General features: G+C 29.9%; 15 protein-coding genes, 6 tRNA genes and 1 riboswitch. Of the genes, 8 read left to right on the top strand and 13 right to left on the bottom strand.

Going from position 1 to position 18,075, the window contains the following annotated elements; translation table 11 throughout:
• Positions 1–119: 119 nt before the first annotated feature.
• From metK to BMW96_RS05135, 3 genes are all read right to left on the bottom strand, one after another.
• Entirely contained in the window at positions 120–1,262 is a 1,143-nt protein-coding gene (gene metK, locus BMW96_RS05130; RefSeq protein WP_092353186.1) for a methionine adenosyltransferase, read from the bottom strand.
• A gap of 66 nt (positions 1,263–1,328) precedes the next feature.
• Positions 1,329–1,426: riboswitch (SAM riboswitch) on the bottom strand.
• Complete coding sequence (locus BMW96_RS14065; RefSeq protein WP_169924261.1) at positions 1,417–1,554, bottom strand: hypothetical protein; 138 nt, start codon at positions 1,552–1,554, stop codon at positions 1,417–1,419. It overlaps the preceding riboswitch by 10 nt.
• Positions 1,555–1,722: 168 nt before the next feature.
• Complete coding sequence (locus tag BMW96_RS05135) at positions 1,723–1,974, bottom strand: NifU family protein (protein ID WP_092353188.1); 252 nt, start codon at positions 1,972–1,974, stop codon at positions 1,723–1,725.
• 186 nt (positions 1,975–2,160) lie between these two features.
• Here BMW96_RS05135 and BMW96_RS05140 point away from each other — a divergent pair, with 186 nt between their 5' ends.
• The 8 genes from BMW96_RS05140 to BMW96_RS05175 all read left to right on the top strand — a co-directional run bounded on the left by BMW96_RS05140 (position 2,161) and on the right by BMW96_RS05175 (position 4,478).
• Positions 2,161–2,538 (top strand): CvfD/Ygs/GSP13 family RNA-binding post-transcriptional regulator, encoded by a 378-nt coding sequence (locus BMW96_RS05140; protein WP_092353190.1) that lies wholly within the window; start codon positions 2,161–2,163, stop codon positions 2,536–2,538.
• 1 nt (position 2,539) lies between these two features.
• The gene (locus BMW96_RS05145; protein WP_092353192.1) at positions 2,540–3,820 is read left to right on the top strand and encodes a glucose-6-phosphate isomerase; all 1,281 of its coding nucleotides are present in this window, start codon (positions 2,540–2,542) and stop codon (positions 3,818–3,820) included.
• A 99-nt stretch (positions 3,821–3,919) separates the two neighbouring features.
• A tRNA-Val gene (locus BMW96_RS05150) sits at positions 3,920–3,995 on the top strand.
• A gap of 14 nt (positions 3,996–4,009) precedes the next feature.
• Positions 4,010–4,085 (top strand) — tRNA-Thr (locus BMW96_RS05155).
• 4 nt (positions 4,086–4,089) lie between these two features.
• A tRNA-Tyr gene (locus BMW96_RS05160) sits at positions 4,090–4,172 on the top strand.
• 8 nt (positions 4,173–4,180) lie between these two features.
• A tRNA-Gln gene (locus BMW96_RS05165) sits at positions 4,181–4,256 on the top strand.
• Positions 4,257–4,266: 10 nt separating this feature from the next.
• Positions 4,267–4,342, top strand: a tRNA-Lys gene (locus tag BMW96_RS05170).
• Between the two features lie 62 nt (positions 4,343–4,404).
• Positions 4,405–4,478, top strand: a tRNA-Gly gene (locus BMW96_RS05175).
• A gap of 569 nt (positions 4,479–5,047) precedes the next feature.
• Here the strand turns inward: BMW96_RS05175 and BMW96_RS05180 are convergent.
• From BMW96_RS05180 to BMW96_RS05225, 10 genes are all read right to left on the bottom strand, one after another.
• The gene (locus BMW96_RS05180) at positions 5,048–5,884 is read right to left on the bottom strand and encodes a hypothetical protein (RefSeq protein WP_092353194.1); all 837 of its coding nucleotides are present in this window, start codon (positions 5,882–5,884) and stop codon (positions 5,048–5,050) included.
• Positions 5,869–6,522: a sporulation protein YunB gene (gene yunB, locus BMW96_RS05185; RefSeq protein WP_092353196.1), complete on the bottom strand. Its 654-nt coding sequence runs from the start codon at positions 6,520–6,522 to the stop codon at positions 5,869–5,871. Before yunB ends, BMW96_RS05180 begins: the two co-directional genes overlap by 16 nt.
• A 33-nt stretch (positions 6,523–6,555) precedes the next feature.
• Complete coding sequence (locus tag BMW96_RS05190) at positions 6,556–9,132, bottom strand: cation-translocating P-type ATPase (RefSeq protein WP_092353198.1); 2,577 nt, start codon at positions 9,130–9,132, stop codon at positions 6,556–6,558.
• Between the two features lie 125 nt (positions 9,133–9,257).
• Positions 9,258–9,839, bottom strand: coding sequence for an InlB B-repeat-containing protein (locus BMW96_RS05195; RefSeq protein WP_092353200.1), 582 nt, complete (start codon positions 9,837–9,839; stop codon positions 9,258–9,260).
• An 11-nt stretch (positions 9,840–9,850) separates the two neighbouring features.
• Entirely contained in the window at positions 9,851–10,924 is a 1,074-nt protein-coding gene (locus BMW96_RS05200; RefSeq protein WP_092353202.1) for a galactose/methyl galactoside ABC transporter permease MglC, read from the bottom strand.
• A 14-nt stretch (positions 10,925–10,938) separates the two neighbouring features.
• Positions 10,939–12,435, bottom strand: coding sequence for a sugar ABC transporter ATP-binding protein (locus BMW96_RS05205; RefSeq protein ID WP_092353204.1), 1,497 nt, complete (start codon positions 12,433–12,435; stop codon positions 10,939–10,941).
• Between the two features lie 73 nt (positions 12,436–12,508).
• The gene (locus tag BMW96_RS05210) at positions 12,509–13,579 is read right to left on the bottom strand and encodes a galactose ABC transporter substrate-binding protein (protein WP_092353206.1); all 1,071 of its coding nucleotides are present in this window, start codon (positions 13,577–13,579) and stop codon (positions 12,509–12,511) included.
• A gap of 188 nt (positions 13,580–13,767) precedes the next feature.
• A complete protein-coding gene (locus tag BMW96_RS05215) occupies positions 13,768–14,718 on the bottom strand; it encodes a substrate-binding domain-containing protein (protein WP_092353208.1) in 951 nt (316 codons plus the stop codon).
• Positions 14,711–16,429, bottom strand: coding sequence for a cache domain-containing sensor histidine kinase (locus tag BMW96_RS05220; RefSeq protein ID WP_092353210.1), 1,719 nt, complete (start codon positions 16,427–16,429; stop codon positions 14,711–14,713). Before BMW96_RS05220 ends, BMW96_RS05215 begins: the two co-directional genes overlap by 8 nt.
• Positions 16,419–18,035: a response regulator transcription factor gene (locus BMW96_RS05225; protein ID WP_092353212.1), complete on the bottom strand. Its 1,617-nt coding sequence runs from the start codon at positions 18,033–18,035 to the stop codon at positions 16,419–16,421. The genes BMW96_RS05220 and BMW96_RS05225 overlap by 11 nt, the downstream gene beginning before the upstream one ends.
• Between the last annotated feature and the right edge of the window lie 40 nt (positions 18,036–18,075).

Raw genomic sequence — 18,075 nt, forward strand, 5'->3', positions numbered from 1 at the left:
TCCTCCTTTGTATATGAATATTATACAATATAAATACATAAAATAATACTTAAATTATAGATAAAATTTGCAATATTTTAACACAATTAAAAAAACACTCAATTAATCGAGTATTTTTTTTATAAATATTTTTTTAAAATTTCAACCTTATCTAATTTTTCCCATGGCAAGTTAATATCACCACGTCCAAAATGACCATGGGCTGCAGTTTTTAGATACAACGGTTGCCGTAATTGTAGTGATTTTATAATTCCTGCTGGAGTCAAATCAAAGTTTTCTTTAATAGCTTTTAAAATAGTATCACGATCCACATGTTCAGTGCCATAAGTTTCAATAAAGATTGACGTAGGTTCTTTTACCCCGATTGCATAAGAAACTTGAATTTCAATTTTATCACATAAATTAGCAGCAACAATATTTTTAGCAATATACCTTAACATATAAGCTGCTGAGCGATCAACCTTTGAAGGATCTTTACCACTAAATGCACCACCACCATGGCGAGCTGTACCTCCATATGTATCAACAATAATCTTACGACCAGTTAAACCTGTATCACCATGTGGGCCTCCTATTACAAAACGACCAGTTGGGTTGATTAAAACTTTGTAATTTGTATTTAAATCATATTTTTTTACTACAGCATCCATAATTTGTTCTTTAATATAACATTTAAATTCTTCTTCATTAAAATCAGGATCATGTTGTATTGACATTAAAATAGTATCAATTTTAGGGTCCTTTTCAGTATAATCGATTGTTACCTGAGCTTTCATGTCTGGACGTGCATATTTAAATTCACCACTATTTTTCTTTTCCGTTGCATAACGTACTAAATGATGAGCAATTGAAATAGCTAGTGGCATATATCCTTCAGTTTCTTTACAAGCAAATCCAAACATGATTCCTTGATCACCTGCCCCACCAACTTCATCATTAGTACCCAAGGCAATATCTGATGATTGAAGATCCATAACAACCTGTACTTTACAAGTACGATAGTCTATTCCTTTATCACTATCATCATATCCAATATCTTTTAAAACATTACGTGCTACTTGTTCATAATCAACATTAGCAATAGTGGTAATTTCACCACCAATTACCACTAAATTAGTAGTTGCAAATACTTCACAAGCAACTCTTGAATTTGGATCTTCTTTTAAACAGGCATCAAGTATCGCATCACTAATTTGATCACAAACTTTATCAGGATGCCCTTTTGATACTGATTCAGAAGTAAATAATACTTTTTCTTTCATTTTTCTTTCTCCTTCTACAAATAAAAAAGCTTCCTAAAGAGAAAGCATACATAGTTAGGAAGCCTTCTCTCATTGTTCAAGTTGAAACTTGCTCAGTCAGGCACCTTCTAAATATAGGGTTGCCACTACATCATTGATCTTCATCTAGTAGTTCTTAATAAGAGTCTTTTTTATTTATTTCTTGTATTTCTTCTTTTGTTAATGACGTCATAACTTCTATTAATTCGTCATCCAAGCCAATATCTAATAAGATACTAGCAATCATTTTCTGTTGTCTAATATTTTCTTGCATATCATCACCTAAACATAGTTTGCTTTATTTAAATAATAATATTCTAAAAAAACAACAAATACATAATAATATATCTAATTAGATATTGCAAGCAATTTATCAGATACTAATATTTTAACATGAAATTTGTTTATTTTTATCTCAAATTTGTATCAAAGTTATCCAAATTTAAAATTCCATACCTTCTAAAACATTTTGCACTCCTAAAACACCTGGAACTTCTTCCATTAAAATTTGTTCAACACCATCTTTAAGTGTTTCATCAAGCATTGCACATCCAGCACAAGCACCTAGCATCTTAACATAAACAATTCCATCTTTAAAATCTAATAATTCAATATCACCACCATCACGATTTAAATATGGTCTAAGTTTATTTATTACCTTTTCAACTTCTTCAATTGTACTTGTATTTTCCATCTTTAACATCTCCTTATCAATACTCTATTTTACCACAAAATTTTTATTTTTAAATAAAAAGAATTCATCTTATATTCATTATTTTTATAAAAAATTTCATATTTTAAAAATCATTAATAAAAATTGCTAAAATGAAATATTTTAGTTAGATTTATGTTATAATATTTTTGCAAGGAGTGATTATAAATGAGCCAAAAAATTAAACGTGGTGATATTGTTGATGTCAAAATAACAGGCATTCAACCATATGGAGCTTTTGCAAGTTTACCTGATAATTCAACTGGTCTAATTCATATTTCTGAAATATCAGATAAATTTGTTAAAAGTATTGATAGTTTTGTAAAAGTTGGTGAGTTTATCAAAGTTAAAATAATTGACTTTGATGAAGAAACAAATCATGCAAAATTAAGTTTAAAGGCCATTGATAATCGTTATCGTAGGCGAAACAAACGTGTCTATTACAAAAATCCTAGACGATTGATTGTTGAAACGCCTAATGGATTTGCACCATTATCCTTTGCCATGAAAAAATGGCTAAAACAAGGAATCACGGAGGAAAGTTAAAATGATTACATTGGATTTATCTAAAGCTAAATTAAATGAAGATTTAGAATCATACAAAGATACCGTTAAAGATATCCATGAGATGATTCATAATAAGACTGGAGCTGGTAATGATTTTCTTGGTTGGGTTGAACTACCTAAAAATTATGATAAAGCTGAAGTTGAATTAATTAAAGAAACTGCAATAAAACTAAGAGAAAAAACAGATATCTTATTAGTATGTGGAATCGGAGGATCTTATTTAGGAGCCCGTGCAGCAATTGAAGCAATTAATGGATTATTTCCAGCTAATGATGTAGAAATAATCTATGTTGGTAATACTTTTTCATCAAACTATATCAAACAAGTAAGCGATTATCTTGAAGGAAAAGATTTTGCAATCAATGTAATTTCAAAATCAGGAACTACAACCGAAACTTCTATTGCATTTAGAATTTTTAAAGAAATGTGTGAAGCTAAATACGGTAAAGAAGGTGCTAAAGAAAGAATCGTTGCTACAACTGATAAAGCACGTGGTGCATTAAAAACTTTAGCAACAGAAGAAGGATACACAACTTTTGTAATTCCTGATGATGTTGGTGGACGTTATTCTGTTTTAACACCAGTTGGATTATTCCCGATTGCTATGGCTGGAATTGACATTGATAAAATGTTAAGCGGTGCTAAAGATGCAATGGTTAAATATGCTAATCCTGACTTAGATCAAAACGATGCTTATAAATATGGTGTTGCCCGTCAAATTTTACACAAGGCTGGTTATGCTGCTGAAATGTTTGTAACATATGAGTTACAATTAGCAATGGTTGCTGAATGGTGGAAACAATTATATGGTGAATCAGAAGGAAAAGAAAATAAAGGAATCTTACCTACTAGTGCTACTTTCTCTACTGATTTACATTCATTAGGACAATTCATTCAAGAAGGATCTAAAGTATTATTTGAAACAATTATGCAAATCAAAGAACCCGCTGGTGACATGACTATCCCTAGTGATAAAGACGATTTAGATGGTTTAAATTATTTGGCAGGTAAATCAGTTGATTATGTGAATAAACAAGCTTGTCAAGGAACTATTGATGCTCATGTAAATACTGGTAATGTACCTAATATCCTAATTACATTAGATAAGATGGATGCTTATGGATTTGGTTACATGGTTTATTTCTTTGAAATCTCATGTGCTATGTCTGTATATTTACTTGAAGTAAATCCATTTAATCAACCAGGTGTTGAAATATATAAGAAAAATATGTTTAAATTACTTGGTAAACCTGGTTATTAATAGCAAAGACAATCGATTTCGATTGTCTTTTTCATTTTATGTAAAATTTTTGTTGACTATTTATAAAGTAAGTGGTAATATATTAAAGCATCATGAAGCGGAGGTTTAGCTCAGTTGGGAGAGCATCTGCCTTACAAGCAGAGGGTCAGCGGTTCGAGCCCGTTAACCTCCACCATTAAAAATAAATATGCCGGCTTAGCTCAATTGGTAGAGCAACTGACTTGTAATCAGTAGGTTGAGGGTTCAAGTCCTTTAGCCGGCACCATGATGGAGGAGTAGCGAAGTGGCTAAACGCGGCTGACTGTAACTCAGTTCCTTTGGTTCGGTGGTTCGAATCCGCCCTCCTCCACCATCTATTATTGGGGTATAGCCAAGCGGTAAGGCAACAGACTTTGACTCTGTCATCTCCCTGGTTCGAATCCAGGTACCCCAGCCAAATATATAACGACCCGCTAGCTCAGCTGGTAGAGCATCTGACTTTTAATCAGAGGGTCAGGCGTTCGAATCGCCTGCGGGTCACCATTTTTCAAAAAAAATCTTGCAAAAAATTATTAATTGTGTTATTATATTAGCGCATTAGAAATGCGGGTGTAGTTCAATGGTAGAACTTCAGCCTTCCAAGCTGACTACGTGGGTTCGATTCCCATCACCCGCTCCATTTTTTTGAATAAAATTATTAAACGACACTAAAAATATTAGTGTCGTTTTTATATTCTGATTGATTATATAAATATCAAATAATAACTTTCTTTAGATTTTATTGATTTTACATATCCTCTTGTTTAACTTTTCTATATATATTTAGAAAAAAACTTGATATTTCAAATCTCTAATCACCTAACTCTTCCTTAAAATAAGCAATTAGAATACTAATTTCTTCTTGATTAAGCATATAATATTCATTATTAAATGTAATAAGATTACCAACTACATAAATATATATTAAAAATATTGAAACGATAGCTAAAGCCGATCTAAAAACTACCTATAACACATTGACTCCAGAGGTAAAGGTAACTGTATTTCTTTTTCAATTAACTATAAACTTCTATTTTGATTTTGAAGCAGCTAATATGGGTTCATTTTTCTATTTGACCATATTTCACCTAGAGTTTCTTTTTAGCCCTATATATACAATCTAAAACAGTATTGCAAACAAAAAATAGTCAGGTATTAGTCACCTTAAAGCGAACGAAAATACCAAACTATTTTAATTACTTATTATTACTATAACCATGCAATTTTAGGAATAGATGTGTATCTACTTAACATTTCATAAGCTTGAATAAGATTTACTTTTTCATTATCAATATTTTGATATATGTTAAGAAGTCTCTTTTTCACTTGACTATCATTACAATCATCATTAATTGCAAGTTGCATAAATTGACCAGGAAACAATAAACGAGCATATAAATAAGTTAATTCATCAGTTGATAAATTTATATAATTTATATATTCTTCTAACTCATTTATAGAAATTAAATTATTTTTATATCCTGTTGCTAAATCCTTAACCCTTGAAGCAACTAGAAAATTACTAGGACAACATAGAACTTCATAACTATCATTCATATAAAAGTGTTCTATTCCAGCAGGGATTTCTTTTGATTTAATTTGATTTAAAACACTGATTGCACATTCACCTAAACCTTGATAATAGTATGATAAAACTACAAAATGTTCAAAATGACTGATTCTAGAAGCATAGTTACCAATTTTACATTTTGCTTCATCAAGAATCTTACACCAGCTTTCTTTAATTTTTATTATTTCAACTGTTGATTGAATCGGTATCATTGATTGACGAATAAATGTATCTATGTGATAGGTTTCAATTTGATAAGTGTACAGAATATAATCCATAGTTATTGGTCGATTAAAACAATTATTAACAACTGTAAAACCCACTAGATTAAGGCTATTCATATAATATGGGTAATCATTAGTAAAATTATTTATCCTACAGATATAATAAAACTTTTCTTGATAAACAAAATAATCACTTTCCTGCTCTAAATAAATTTGATAAAATCGTTGTAATATTTCTAATTTTGATACCAATTAGGCACCTCCCCTTCAATGATTTCAATAATTAATGGATATTCATATGACTTATTAAACTCTTCATTATAAAAAGGCAGCAATACCATCATCTTTATTTTAATTGTTAAAGTTAAAGAAACCATTACATGATTAACCCCATAACTTTTTATTTCCTTATTTACAGTACTTGTTATTGCAGATATAGTCTTATACCTAATTTTTATATTTGGTCCAAGATTGGCTAAAAAAGGGTTATCTGTCAACATCCCTATTGGTACACTTGCAATAACACCACCGTCTTTACTGATTTTTTCTAATTTACGCTGATAAAATGAATTATCTGTCTTTTTATAGATACCTTCTTCAACTGATGAAAATAGCTCATCTAACTCATTAACAATTTTAGCACCTATACTTGAAGCATAGTTAGTATTAAAATTAATTGTTGATATTTCATTTCCATTACGATTGATCCTAATTAATTCCTGGTGATCTAACTTAGCTGGAAATGGTGTATTATTAATCACCATTTGACAAAAACGATCTATTTCTTTATCCGCAATCTTTTTAAGCATTGGTGTAACATTTATACTTAAAAGTTGAATCATTATTGCAAAAATAACTAAAATAATAATTATTATATATCGTTTTTTCATCAAATCACCAATATATTATATTAAGTAAACCACTTAATTATGCTTTGATGTGATCATCTTATATAATTGAATAACAATACTAGGTATGGTTGCAAAAACAAAAATCATTGCCAGATGACGCAAACTTAGTTCACCAATTGAAAAAAAGGTATGAAAATTAGGTGAAATTAAAATCCATGTCAATAATACTGTACCAATAACAAAAGCACCTATACTATAAAAATTTAAAGGTATCTTATATAATGGTAAATTACTACGACAATTAAAACCATGTAATAAACGTGCCAAACACAATGTTCCAAACGCCATAGATGATGCAAATAATTCATTGACTTTTAAGCCAACAAAATAAGCTAACATCGTAAAAACACATATAATCAATCCTTCGAAACCGATTTGCAATAATGTCTCTTTATTTAATAAAGAATCATTCATTCCTCGTGGTTTTTGTCTTAAAATCTCATCACTTCCCTGTTCCATTCCAATTGCAATCGCTGGCAAAGAATCTGTAATTAAATTAATAAATAACAGATGTACTGGTAAAAATGGTGTTGGCAAAATTAAAAATGATGTTATTAAAACACAAATTATAGCCGCTAAATTCCCAGACAATAAATAAATAATTGAATTTTTTATATTTGTATAAACATTACGCCCTGTAATTATAGCCTGAACAATAGTTGCAAAATTATCATCAGTTAAAATCATACTAGCAGCATCTTTTGATACCTCACTTCCTGTAACCCCCATTGCAACTCCAATATCACTCTGTTTTAAAGCAGGAGCATCATTAACTCCATCTCCAGTCATTGCAACTATTTGACCCTGATCTTGCCAAGCTTTAACTATTCTAATTTTATGTTCTGGTGCTACACGAGCATAAACACTTACCTTTGGCAATATATCAGCTAGTTCCTGATTAGACATTTTTTCCAATTGAATCCCCTCTAAACACAAGTCACCATCATGATAAATACCAATATTTTTAGCAATACTGCAAGCTGTTACAACATGGTCTCCAGTTATCATAATTGGCTTAATTCCTGCTATAAGACAATTTTTCACCGCTTCTTTACTTTCTTTACGTGGGGGATCTATCAATGATACTAAACCAACAAAAACTAAATCTTTTTCATCATTAATATCTAAAGTATTACGATAAAATTCTTTATAGGCAATACCAATAACGCGTAAACCATCACGAGCAAATTTTTCATTTTGATGAAGAATTCTTTTTCTTTCATATTCAGATAAAATTTCTTTATAACCATCTATCAAGATTCTATTACAACGTTTTAAAAGAACATCAGGTGCTCCTTTTGTATATAAATGATTTTTAGAACTAATACTCATTAATTTTCGAGTTGAATCAAATGGTAATTCTAATTGTCTCAAAGCACTTAATTTATAAGAATACTTTAGAGTATAGTCATGGTATAAGTTTAATAATGCTAATTCTGTTGGATCACCAACCTGATGATTTTCATTTACTGCTGCATTATTACACAGGCTGAATGTTTTCAACAAAACGTTATGACTATATTCATGGTGGTCTAAATCATTTACTGAAATTACCCTTCTATTAGTATAAATATCTATTGCACTCATCTTATTTTGTGTTAAAGTACCTGTCTTATCTGAACATATAACAGAAACACACCCTAGACTTTCCACTGCATTTAAATTTTTAATAATTGCATTCTCTTTTGCCATCTTTTGAGTTGAAATTGATAAAACTATTGTAACAATTGATCCAAGCGCTTCAGGTATTGCAGCTACAGCCAAAGCTACTGCAACCATCAACGAATCTAAAATATGTTCTTTTGCAATAAAAACACTCATAAATAAAACAATAATACAAATAGCTATAATTCCAATAGATAATTTAACTGAAAATTCATCTAATGTTCGTTGTAATGGTGTTTTTCTTTGCTTAGTTTCGTTTAGCATTCCTGCTATTTTACCCAATTCACTTTTCATCCCCACTGCGGTTACTATATATTGTCCAGTACCATTCGTCACTAAACTACCAGAAAAAACCATATTATTCATATCACCAATTGTACACTTTTTATCAATTGGCAGTAGTTGTTTTTCAACACTATTTGATTCACCCGTTAAGGCACTTTCATTAATTTGAAGATTCACTGCCTCTTTTAATCTTCCATCACCAGCAATAACATCTCCAGCTTCAATATTTACAATATCACCAACAACTAATTCATTTGAATTAATTTCTTGAACTTTACCTTCTCGTATTACTTTAACTTTAGGTATTGATAACTTTTTCAAACTATCAATCGACTTTTGTGCCTTTACTGTTTGAAAGGTTCCTAACAATGCATTTAAAGTAATTACAATCAAAATTACAATGGTACTTTCAAATTCACCACTAATTGCTGAAATAATTCCCGCTACAATTAAAATAATAACTAATAAGTCTTTAAATTGATTAACAAATATTATTAATGTACTTTCGTGTTTTTCTTCAATTATTTCGTTTTTTCCAAACAAATGTTTATATTTATCTATTTGACTTTTATTCAATCCTTGATTAAATACTCCTAATTCATTTTGAATATCTCCAAACGATTTTTGATAAGCTTCCATTTTACCCTCCTATCCATACTCATAGATAAACTATACAAAATAATCAATGAAAAAAATGTTAAAATATAAAAGTCAAAATAAAAAACCAAGCCCTTTAACAGACTTGGTTTTAATATGTATGGAAGTTATTGAGATTGCCATAAAGCTTTTAATACATGTTCACCATTTATTGATACAGTTGTATTCTCAGTAATAAATTCATTATTATATATCCAACCTAAAAATTGATATCCTTCTTTAGTTGGTCGTGGTAATTCACCATAAATATCATCATAAATAACTTCTTTATGTTCTAATATCACATTACCACCATCATAATCAAAAACAACATTAATTTTAATCGGTTTCCATGACGCATATAACGTCATACTTTGTTCAACCTTTTGGGTAAGGGGATCCCATTCATGTTTCAAATCTTGATCAAGATACCAGCCTTCAAAACTATATCCAGCTTTTAAAGGCTCATCAATTACAATTGAATCACCATACTTGCATTCAATTGGTTTAATATTTTCGCCACCATTAGTATCTAAATTAATTGTAAAATGACTATTAAGAGCTAGAAAAACAACAACTCCAACCAAAATAACCATTAATGTAATAATTACATAATTTAATATTTTTACAGGGACATTGACTCCTCGGTACATTCCGCCACCAGGTCCCCAATTTTTTTGCTTTTTTTCAATCTCTTCTTTTTCATCCATACTCTCACCAATTATTTTCTTACTAAATATTTACGCATATCAACAGCACAAGCTACTAAAATAATTAAACCTTTAATAACATATTGCATATTAGCATCAATACTTAAGAAAGTCAATCCTACGAAGATAATACGAAGTAAAACAACTCCAATAATTACACCACGGATCTTACCAATACCACCAACAAAAGATACCCCACCAATTACACAGGCTGCAATTGCATCTAATTCATAGTTTAACCCAGTTGCAGCACTATTTGAACCAATTCTAGCCGATTCAACAAAACCAGTTAAACCATACATAATCCCAGCTAAAACAAATACCATGATAATTGTTCTTGAAACATTTACCCCAGATACATTAGCTGCTTCAGGATTAGATCCTACAGCAAACATATTTTTACCAAATTTTGTTTTATTCCAAATAAACCACATAATTATAGTAATTAAAACTGCATACCAAACAAAATTAGGAATACCTTTACCACCAATACTAATTGCTGCCCCTGCAATAAAACCAGTATAACCTGCATCTAGTCCAGAAATTGATTGTCCATTATTTGTACCAATCATTAAATACATCAACAAAATACCATATACAATTAATTGTGTAGCTAAAGTTACAATAAATGGATGCAAGCTAAATTTTGAAACACAGAAACCATTTACAAAACCTACAATAGCTCCAATTGCAATTGCTAATAATAAAACCACAAAAATAGGTAATGTATCAAGATCTACAAACATTTTATTTGCATATCCAGATGCTTGTAAAAGTGAAGCAGAAACACAGGCTACTAAACCTACGATACGTCCTGCAGATAGGTCAGTTCCTGTTAAAATAATACATCCAGCAATTCCTAATGCAATAGGTAAGTTAGCTGCTGAAAGTGAAACAATGTTAATAATTGATGAACTAGATAAGAACTTAGGACTTATAATTTGAATCGCAATAATTGCAATAACCATGAAAATATATAAAGAGTTATTAATTAATAATTCTTTTAAAAATGTTTTTTTATCTTGGCTGTTTAATTGCTTAAAATCATTATATTGTCTAGTTACACCACTAAATAATTTTGCCATATAATAATTCTCCTTTATACATATTTTGCTGCAAGTGTCATAATTTCTTCTTGAGTTGCTGTTTTAGCATCTACCTCACCTGCAAGTCTTCCTCCAGACATTACAAGAATTCGATCACAAACTCCCAATAACTCTGGCATTTCTGAAGATACCATGATTACTGATTTTCCCTTACTAGCCAAATCAATAATTAATTGGTAAATCTCATATTTAGCTCCAACGTCAATTCCACGTGTAGGTTCATCCAGCAATAAAACTTCTGGATTTGTTAATAACCAGCGCCCTAAAATTACTTTTTGCTGATTCCCCCCTGACAAAGATCTTATTTTTGTACTTTGTGAAGGTGTTTTGATACGCATTGCTCCAATTGACCACTGTGTATCTAATTTCATTTGCTTTTCACTTAAATAAAGATGATTTTTCACATAACTATTTAGATTTGAAATCGTAGTATTTTCCTTGATATCCAAGATTCCAAAGATACCAGTTGCTCTTCTTTCTTCTGTTAACAAAGCAAAACCATTTTTAATTGATTCTTGAGCAGATTTATTTTTAATTACTTTTCCATCGATTTTGATCGTTCCAGATTTTCTTGTAGCAATACCAAAAATTGTTTCAATAACTTCAGTACGCCCTGAACCATCTAATCCAGCAATTCCAACAATTTCACCCCGTTTAACATCAAATGAAATATCTTTAATATGATTATACATACCAGTAAGTTTATCAACCTCTAATACTGTTTCCCCAATCACATTTGTTTTTGGTGGGAAACGATTAGTTAATTCACGCCCTACCATTAACTTAATGATCTTATCCATTGTTAATTCATTAGCAGGTTTGGTTGCAATCCATTGTCCATCACGCATAATAGTAACATCATCACTGATCCTTAAAATTTCTTCCATTTTATGAGAAATATAAATAATTCCACAACCACGATCACGTAACATATTTATAATTCTAAATAAATGTTCTACTTCCTGTTCATTTAATGATGAAGTCGGTTCATCCAAAACAATAATTTTAGAATTATATGAAACTGCTTTTGCAATCTCAACCATCTGACGATTAGAAACAGACATAGTACTCATAATTCTTTTTGGATCAACATCAATTCCTAGATCCTTAAAAATTGCTTTTGTATCTTTGTACATGATACTTTCTGATGTCATAATCTTGAATTTAGTAGGATATCTTCCCAACCAGATATTATCCATAACATTTCTTTTCAATGCCTGATTCAGCTCTTGATGCACCATGGCAACTCCATGTTCTAAAGCATCTTTAGAATTTTTGAAATTTACTTCTTCACCTTCCAAGAAAATTTGCCCAGTATCTTTGACATACATCCCAAACAGACATTTCATCAAAGTAGATTTACCTGCTCCATTTTCTCCCATCAATGCATGAACACTTCCACGTTTTACTGTTAATGAAACATTATCTAGTGCCTTTACTCCTGGGAATTCCTTACTAATGTTTTTCATTTCTAACAAAACATCACTCATAATTTCCCTCCTTTATTCATCCATAAAATTAAGTGGGGCATTGGATAATTAACCAAATGCCCAACTTTATTTTTTATTCTCCTAAATATTTACCATATGCAATACGGATTTTATTAACTTTTTTATCTTTGTTATAACTATCTGTTCCATCCATTAAATCTTTATCATCTAAAGCATTTTGAGCTAATAAAGCTATCGCTTTTGCCATACCTTCAGCATCTTGTTTAATAGTTCCAGCCATCTTATTCTTTTTAATTAAATCTTTAGCAGCATCAGTTGCATCTACACCAAATACAGGAATTACTTTATCTCCACTAGTATTGTATCCAACTGAATTTAAAGCAGTAATTGCACCTTCAGCCATACCATCATTATTACAAATAACTAATTCAATCATATTGTTATTGCTGTCACTATAAGAAGCAAGAGCAGTAGTCATATATTCATTAGCTGCTTGAGCTGACCATTTACCTTGTTGATCAACTAAATATTTATCATTGTTTGAAGCATCATAGAAAGTTAATGCTGGTTTACCTGCGGCAACTAATTTTTTATTTGCATCTTCTACAGCATATTGAGTACGATAAATAGCTTCGTTATTTCCTTCTTCACCTTTAAACATGATATAAGAAATACTTCCATCTTTATTCAAATCAAAACTATCATAATTAGCTAATAAATATTCACCAATCATTTCACCTTGTAAGTGCCCAGCCTCAGCAGCATCAGTACCTACGAAAGCACATTTGTCATAACCTTTTACAATTTTATCAGAAACTTCACGGTTAAAGAAAATCAATGGAATATTTTCTTTTTTAGCCATATCTACAATACCTTGTGCAGCATCATCAGAACCTGTATTTACGATATTAACAACTAATGCTTTGGCACCTTTTGTAATTGCTGTTTGCACTTGTTCAGTTTGAGTTGTCTGATTCCCATTAGCATCATAATCTTGATACTTAACACCAGCATCGCTTAATTGTTTCCCTAAAGCACTTCTTACACTTGAAATATAAGTGTCACTATAATTGTAGTAGAATACATGAACATCTCCATCGTCACTTCCTCCACAACCAGTTAGTACAGTTGCCATACATACTAACATTGTACATGATAATAAAAACGATAATACTTTTTTCATTTTAAGTCCTCCTCTTTAATTTCGTTTCCATCTATATATATTTTATTTGTTAACCTGCAATATTTTAATATAATATTTTATTTTTTATAGGTAAAAATCTACACCTAATTAAATAAATTATTATTAACATGGTTAATTTGTGAGATATTCTTTAATTTCAAAGAAAAAATCTTCCTTTTATAGGAAGATTAATTAAATGGAAAAACAATTTTTTGATTTCCTTTTTCAAACATATTCTCTTTATTAATCACAACAGTCTTTGTATAAATTCGCTCTTCGCCCCCTTGTTTTCGAGATAAATAATATGCTTGTTCAACGCCTAAATAACCAATTGCAAAAGGATTTTGAACAATCAATGCATCAACAACCTCTGTTTCTAACATTTTAATTGAAACTATATTGTTATCAAATCCAATAACAGAAACCTTATCTTCATATCCTAATTGCTCAATTGCATAACCAACCCCTAAAGTAGTCCATTCATTAAATGTAACAATTACATTAATATCAGGATATTTTAATAAAATATCTTTAGTAGCTTGAATGGAAGAAGGAATATCAGACTGAACATTAATTGTTTCCAAAGATAATACTCGTTCATCTTTACTCAGAACACTTCTTAACCCTCGTTCCCGTTCCTGTCCATTTGCAGTATTAACATCAAAATTTACGATTCCAACATTATATACATTACTACCTAATTTTAAAACTGTATCTCCTGCCATTTTTCCCGCTTCATAATTATTTGTACTTATTCTAGTATGAATTTTTTTTGAATCAACATCACTATCAATAATCACAACTTCGATTCCTGCTTCAATCGCATTTTCAACACTAACCACTAATTTACGATAATCAATAGCTGATAAAACAATTGCATCTACTTTATCCTTAATTGCCTTTTCCATCATTTCTATCTGCGACGCATAATCTTCTTCATTTTCTGGTCCATCAAAGGCAAGCTCAAGATTATACTCTTTACTAGCTGCATTAGCACCAGAAAAAACAGATTTAAAAAACTGTGAAGTTGTCGATTTAACAATAACTGCTACTTTTATTTTTTGATTCACTGAATTACAACCAGCTAAAGAAAATATCATCGTAATTACAATAAATATCTTTTTTGTCTTTTTATACACTATATCGATCCTCCATTACCGCAGGAATCTTAATTGTAATCATTGTTCCAACATCTAACTCACTTTCAACGACAATACCATAATCATCACCAAAATATATTTTGATTCGGTCATTAACATTTTTAACTCCGATTCCTTTACTATCTGTTCGTTCTTTTTTTAAAATACTTTCAACTTGTTCCTCACTCATTCCAACACCATTATCTTTTATTTTTATAATAATATCATCATTAACTTTGTGGACAGATATTAAAATTTCTCCTTCATCAACCATTCTTGATATTCCATGATATAATGCATTTTCAATAATTGGTTGAATTGTTATTTTATTACATAAATATGGTAATACTTCCTCATCAATATCGAAACAATAAGTAAATTGATCTTTATAACGGTAACTTTGAATAACTAAATAGTTTTTAGCATGCTGTATTTCCTTTTCGATTGGAATAAGTTCATAACCTTTAGAAATACTAATTCTAAATAACTGTGCTAAAGCCCCAACCATCGTAATAGCATCTTCGGTTTTTTCTTCTTCACACATCCATTGAATAGAATCCAATGTATTATATAGAAAATGTGGATTAATTTGTGCCTGTAATGCTTTTAATTCAGTTTTACGTAAAGCAACTTCTTCTTTTTTTACTTTATCCATCAACTCTTGAATTTGAATGACCATATGTTCAAAAGAACTAGATAGTTTATTAAATTCACTAGCCCCTCTTACAGGAGTATATTTAAAATCAACAGCATTTTTTTCAAATATACTCATAGCATCCACAAGAGAACGTACTGGCTTAGTCAATTTATTTGATAAAACAAATAAGATTATAATTGCAAATATCATTACTACTAATGCAATAATAATAATAATTTCAATTGCAGTTATTGCTCTATCGTCAACCAATTCATCAACATAACTAACCCCAACAACACGCCAATCAAATTTTGAAACATCTTTAACAGTATAAATTACACCATCATTGATAGTATTACCTTCACGATAACTAATAACTTCATCTATCTTTTCTTTTTTTACATCTAAATAAATTAACTGCTGTAATGGATGATAAACTAGATCATCATTTTTATTAACAATAAAACAATAACCATGCTCACCAATTCCTACATCATCAATATATCGAGCAATCGAAACAAATCGAATATCCATCGCTACATAAACAAGTTTATCATGACTACTAGACCATTGCTTTTGACAAACTGTTACAACCCAAGGATATTCTCCATCAAAAAGATTTTGTACATGTGGCGATGTAATTACATATTCATTATTACTATTAAATAGTCTTTTATCAAAGGATAAATTTTGATTGAAATCTGTTTTTAATGGTGTATTACTTTGATAATCTAAAATATTACCCTCCATATCATAAATTATAATGGAAACAATATCTTCATTAATATTTACCATCGTTTCCATTTGTTCTTTAATATTAAAAGTATCTGTAGATTCATTAATAATTAATGACATACTTTTCATTTTATTTACAATATCATTTGAATAATTTTCAATAGTATTTAATACTTGAGTAACTGACTGTTCAGAATTTGTTTGAGCTACAGATAATAAGCTATCTTTTAAAACCTGCCTAAACGAAATTGTTAAAAGAAGTACAACAACTATAATAACGCTTACAATAAACAATAATAAATAAATTGATATTGAAAGATCCTTTTTTTTATTTTTCATTACTGCTCACCAGATTTTGTTCTCTCATTTTATTAGGCGAAATTCCATATTGTTTTTTAAAACAGTAACTAAAATAATGCTGATCACTATATCCGCATTTATAAGCTATTTCTAATACTTTAGCTGATGAATACAATACAAGCTCTTTTGCTACTTCCATTCTCTTTTTAGTCAGTAAAGTAATAAAAGTTTCCCCCATATTCTTTTTAACAAGTGAACTTAAATAGCTAATACTTACATGTAAGGACTCACTAACAACACCTAAAGATAATTCTTCATTACCATATTCTTTATCAATGATTTCCATTAATTCATCACAAATAACTTCACTGTTCATCTTCTTTTGCTTCTTTATAAGACTCTTTGATAACAAACAAAACCCAATTAAATCCATTCTTTTTTCATTAAAAGAATGTTTATTAAAAATACTTGATAATTCAGATGCTTTATTAAAAAACAAAGCCGAAGATTTAGCATCACAAACTGAATAAACAAGAGCACAAGTAGAAGAAATAATTCTTATCATTAACAAATCAATATCTGCTCTTGTAGCCCCTTGATCAATAAACATTACAAAGATACTAGAAAGATATAACTCAATCTCATCAGTCCCTCCTGATTTGATTAACTTTTCTATTTTACTAGCAATTTTATCTACATCCTCATAACAGATCATCGAAGTACGTTTAATATCACCAATAAAATTAATACTTCGCCTAGAGCCTTGTCCATACTCAACTGCACTCATTGCTTCACTATAAAGAAGATTTGCTTTCATTAACGAATCGCTAATACTACTGAGACCCAAATAACAATCTGCACACAAAATTCTTTCACTACTTTGAACTATTTCATTGACAATGATATTAACATACTTTTCAATTTCCCAGGCTTGTCCAGAAAGCAAAGTAATAATCTTTTTACCAGAATAAAAGCTTCCAAACCTTAAATACTTTTTAACAATTCCTTTTATCCCTAGTAAATGATTACGATCTGTAATATTTTTTCTTCTTTTATCAAAATAACGAATTACCATAACTAAATATCTTGTTTTTTCTTCTAAACTAGCACGTACTTCTAATTGAACAGCTTCTTGATTAAGATAACTTTCATATCCACTTTGCTTTTCATCAATAACAAAATCAGAATCAAGGACTAGAGGTGTTAATAATCTTTCTACTAACAACTGTTGTTGATCAACCTCAAATGATGAAACAAATGATTGATTTATAACATCCATCTTTTCCTTTATGTCAACTAATTCTTTTGTTAATTCTTTTGAGGATATTGGTTTTAATAGATATTTAATAATATTATATTTTATGGCCTGTTGAGCATAGCTAAAATCATCATAACCACTCAAAAAAGCAATTTGCATCGCAGGTCTAATTTCTCGTACCTTTCTAGCTAAATTTATTCCAGAGATAAATGGCATTTTAATATCAGTCAATAAAAGATCTGGTTCTAAACGTTCTACTAACTCTAATGCTTCTACTCCATTTTCCGCCTCACCAATTACCTCAAATCCGATTGACTTCCAATCGATTCTCTTGATCATTGCCTGACGTAAAGCTACTTCATCATCTGCAATTACTATTGTATACATCTATCCATCCCCCATTCTTATAAACATAGAATTTCCTTAT

This window comes from Thomasclavelia cocleata, from assembly GCF_900102365.1.
GTDB lineage: Bacteria > Bacillota_I > Bacilli_A > Erysipelotrichales > Coprobacillaceae > Thomasclavelia > Thomasclavelia cocleata.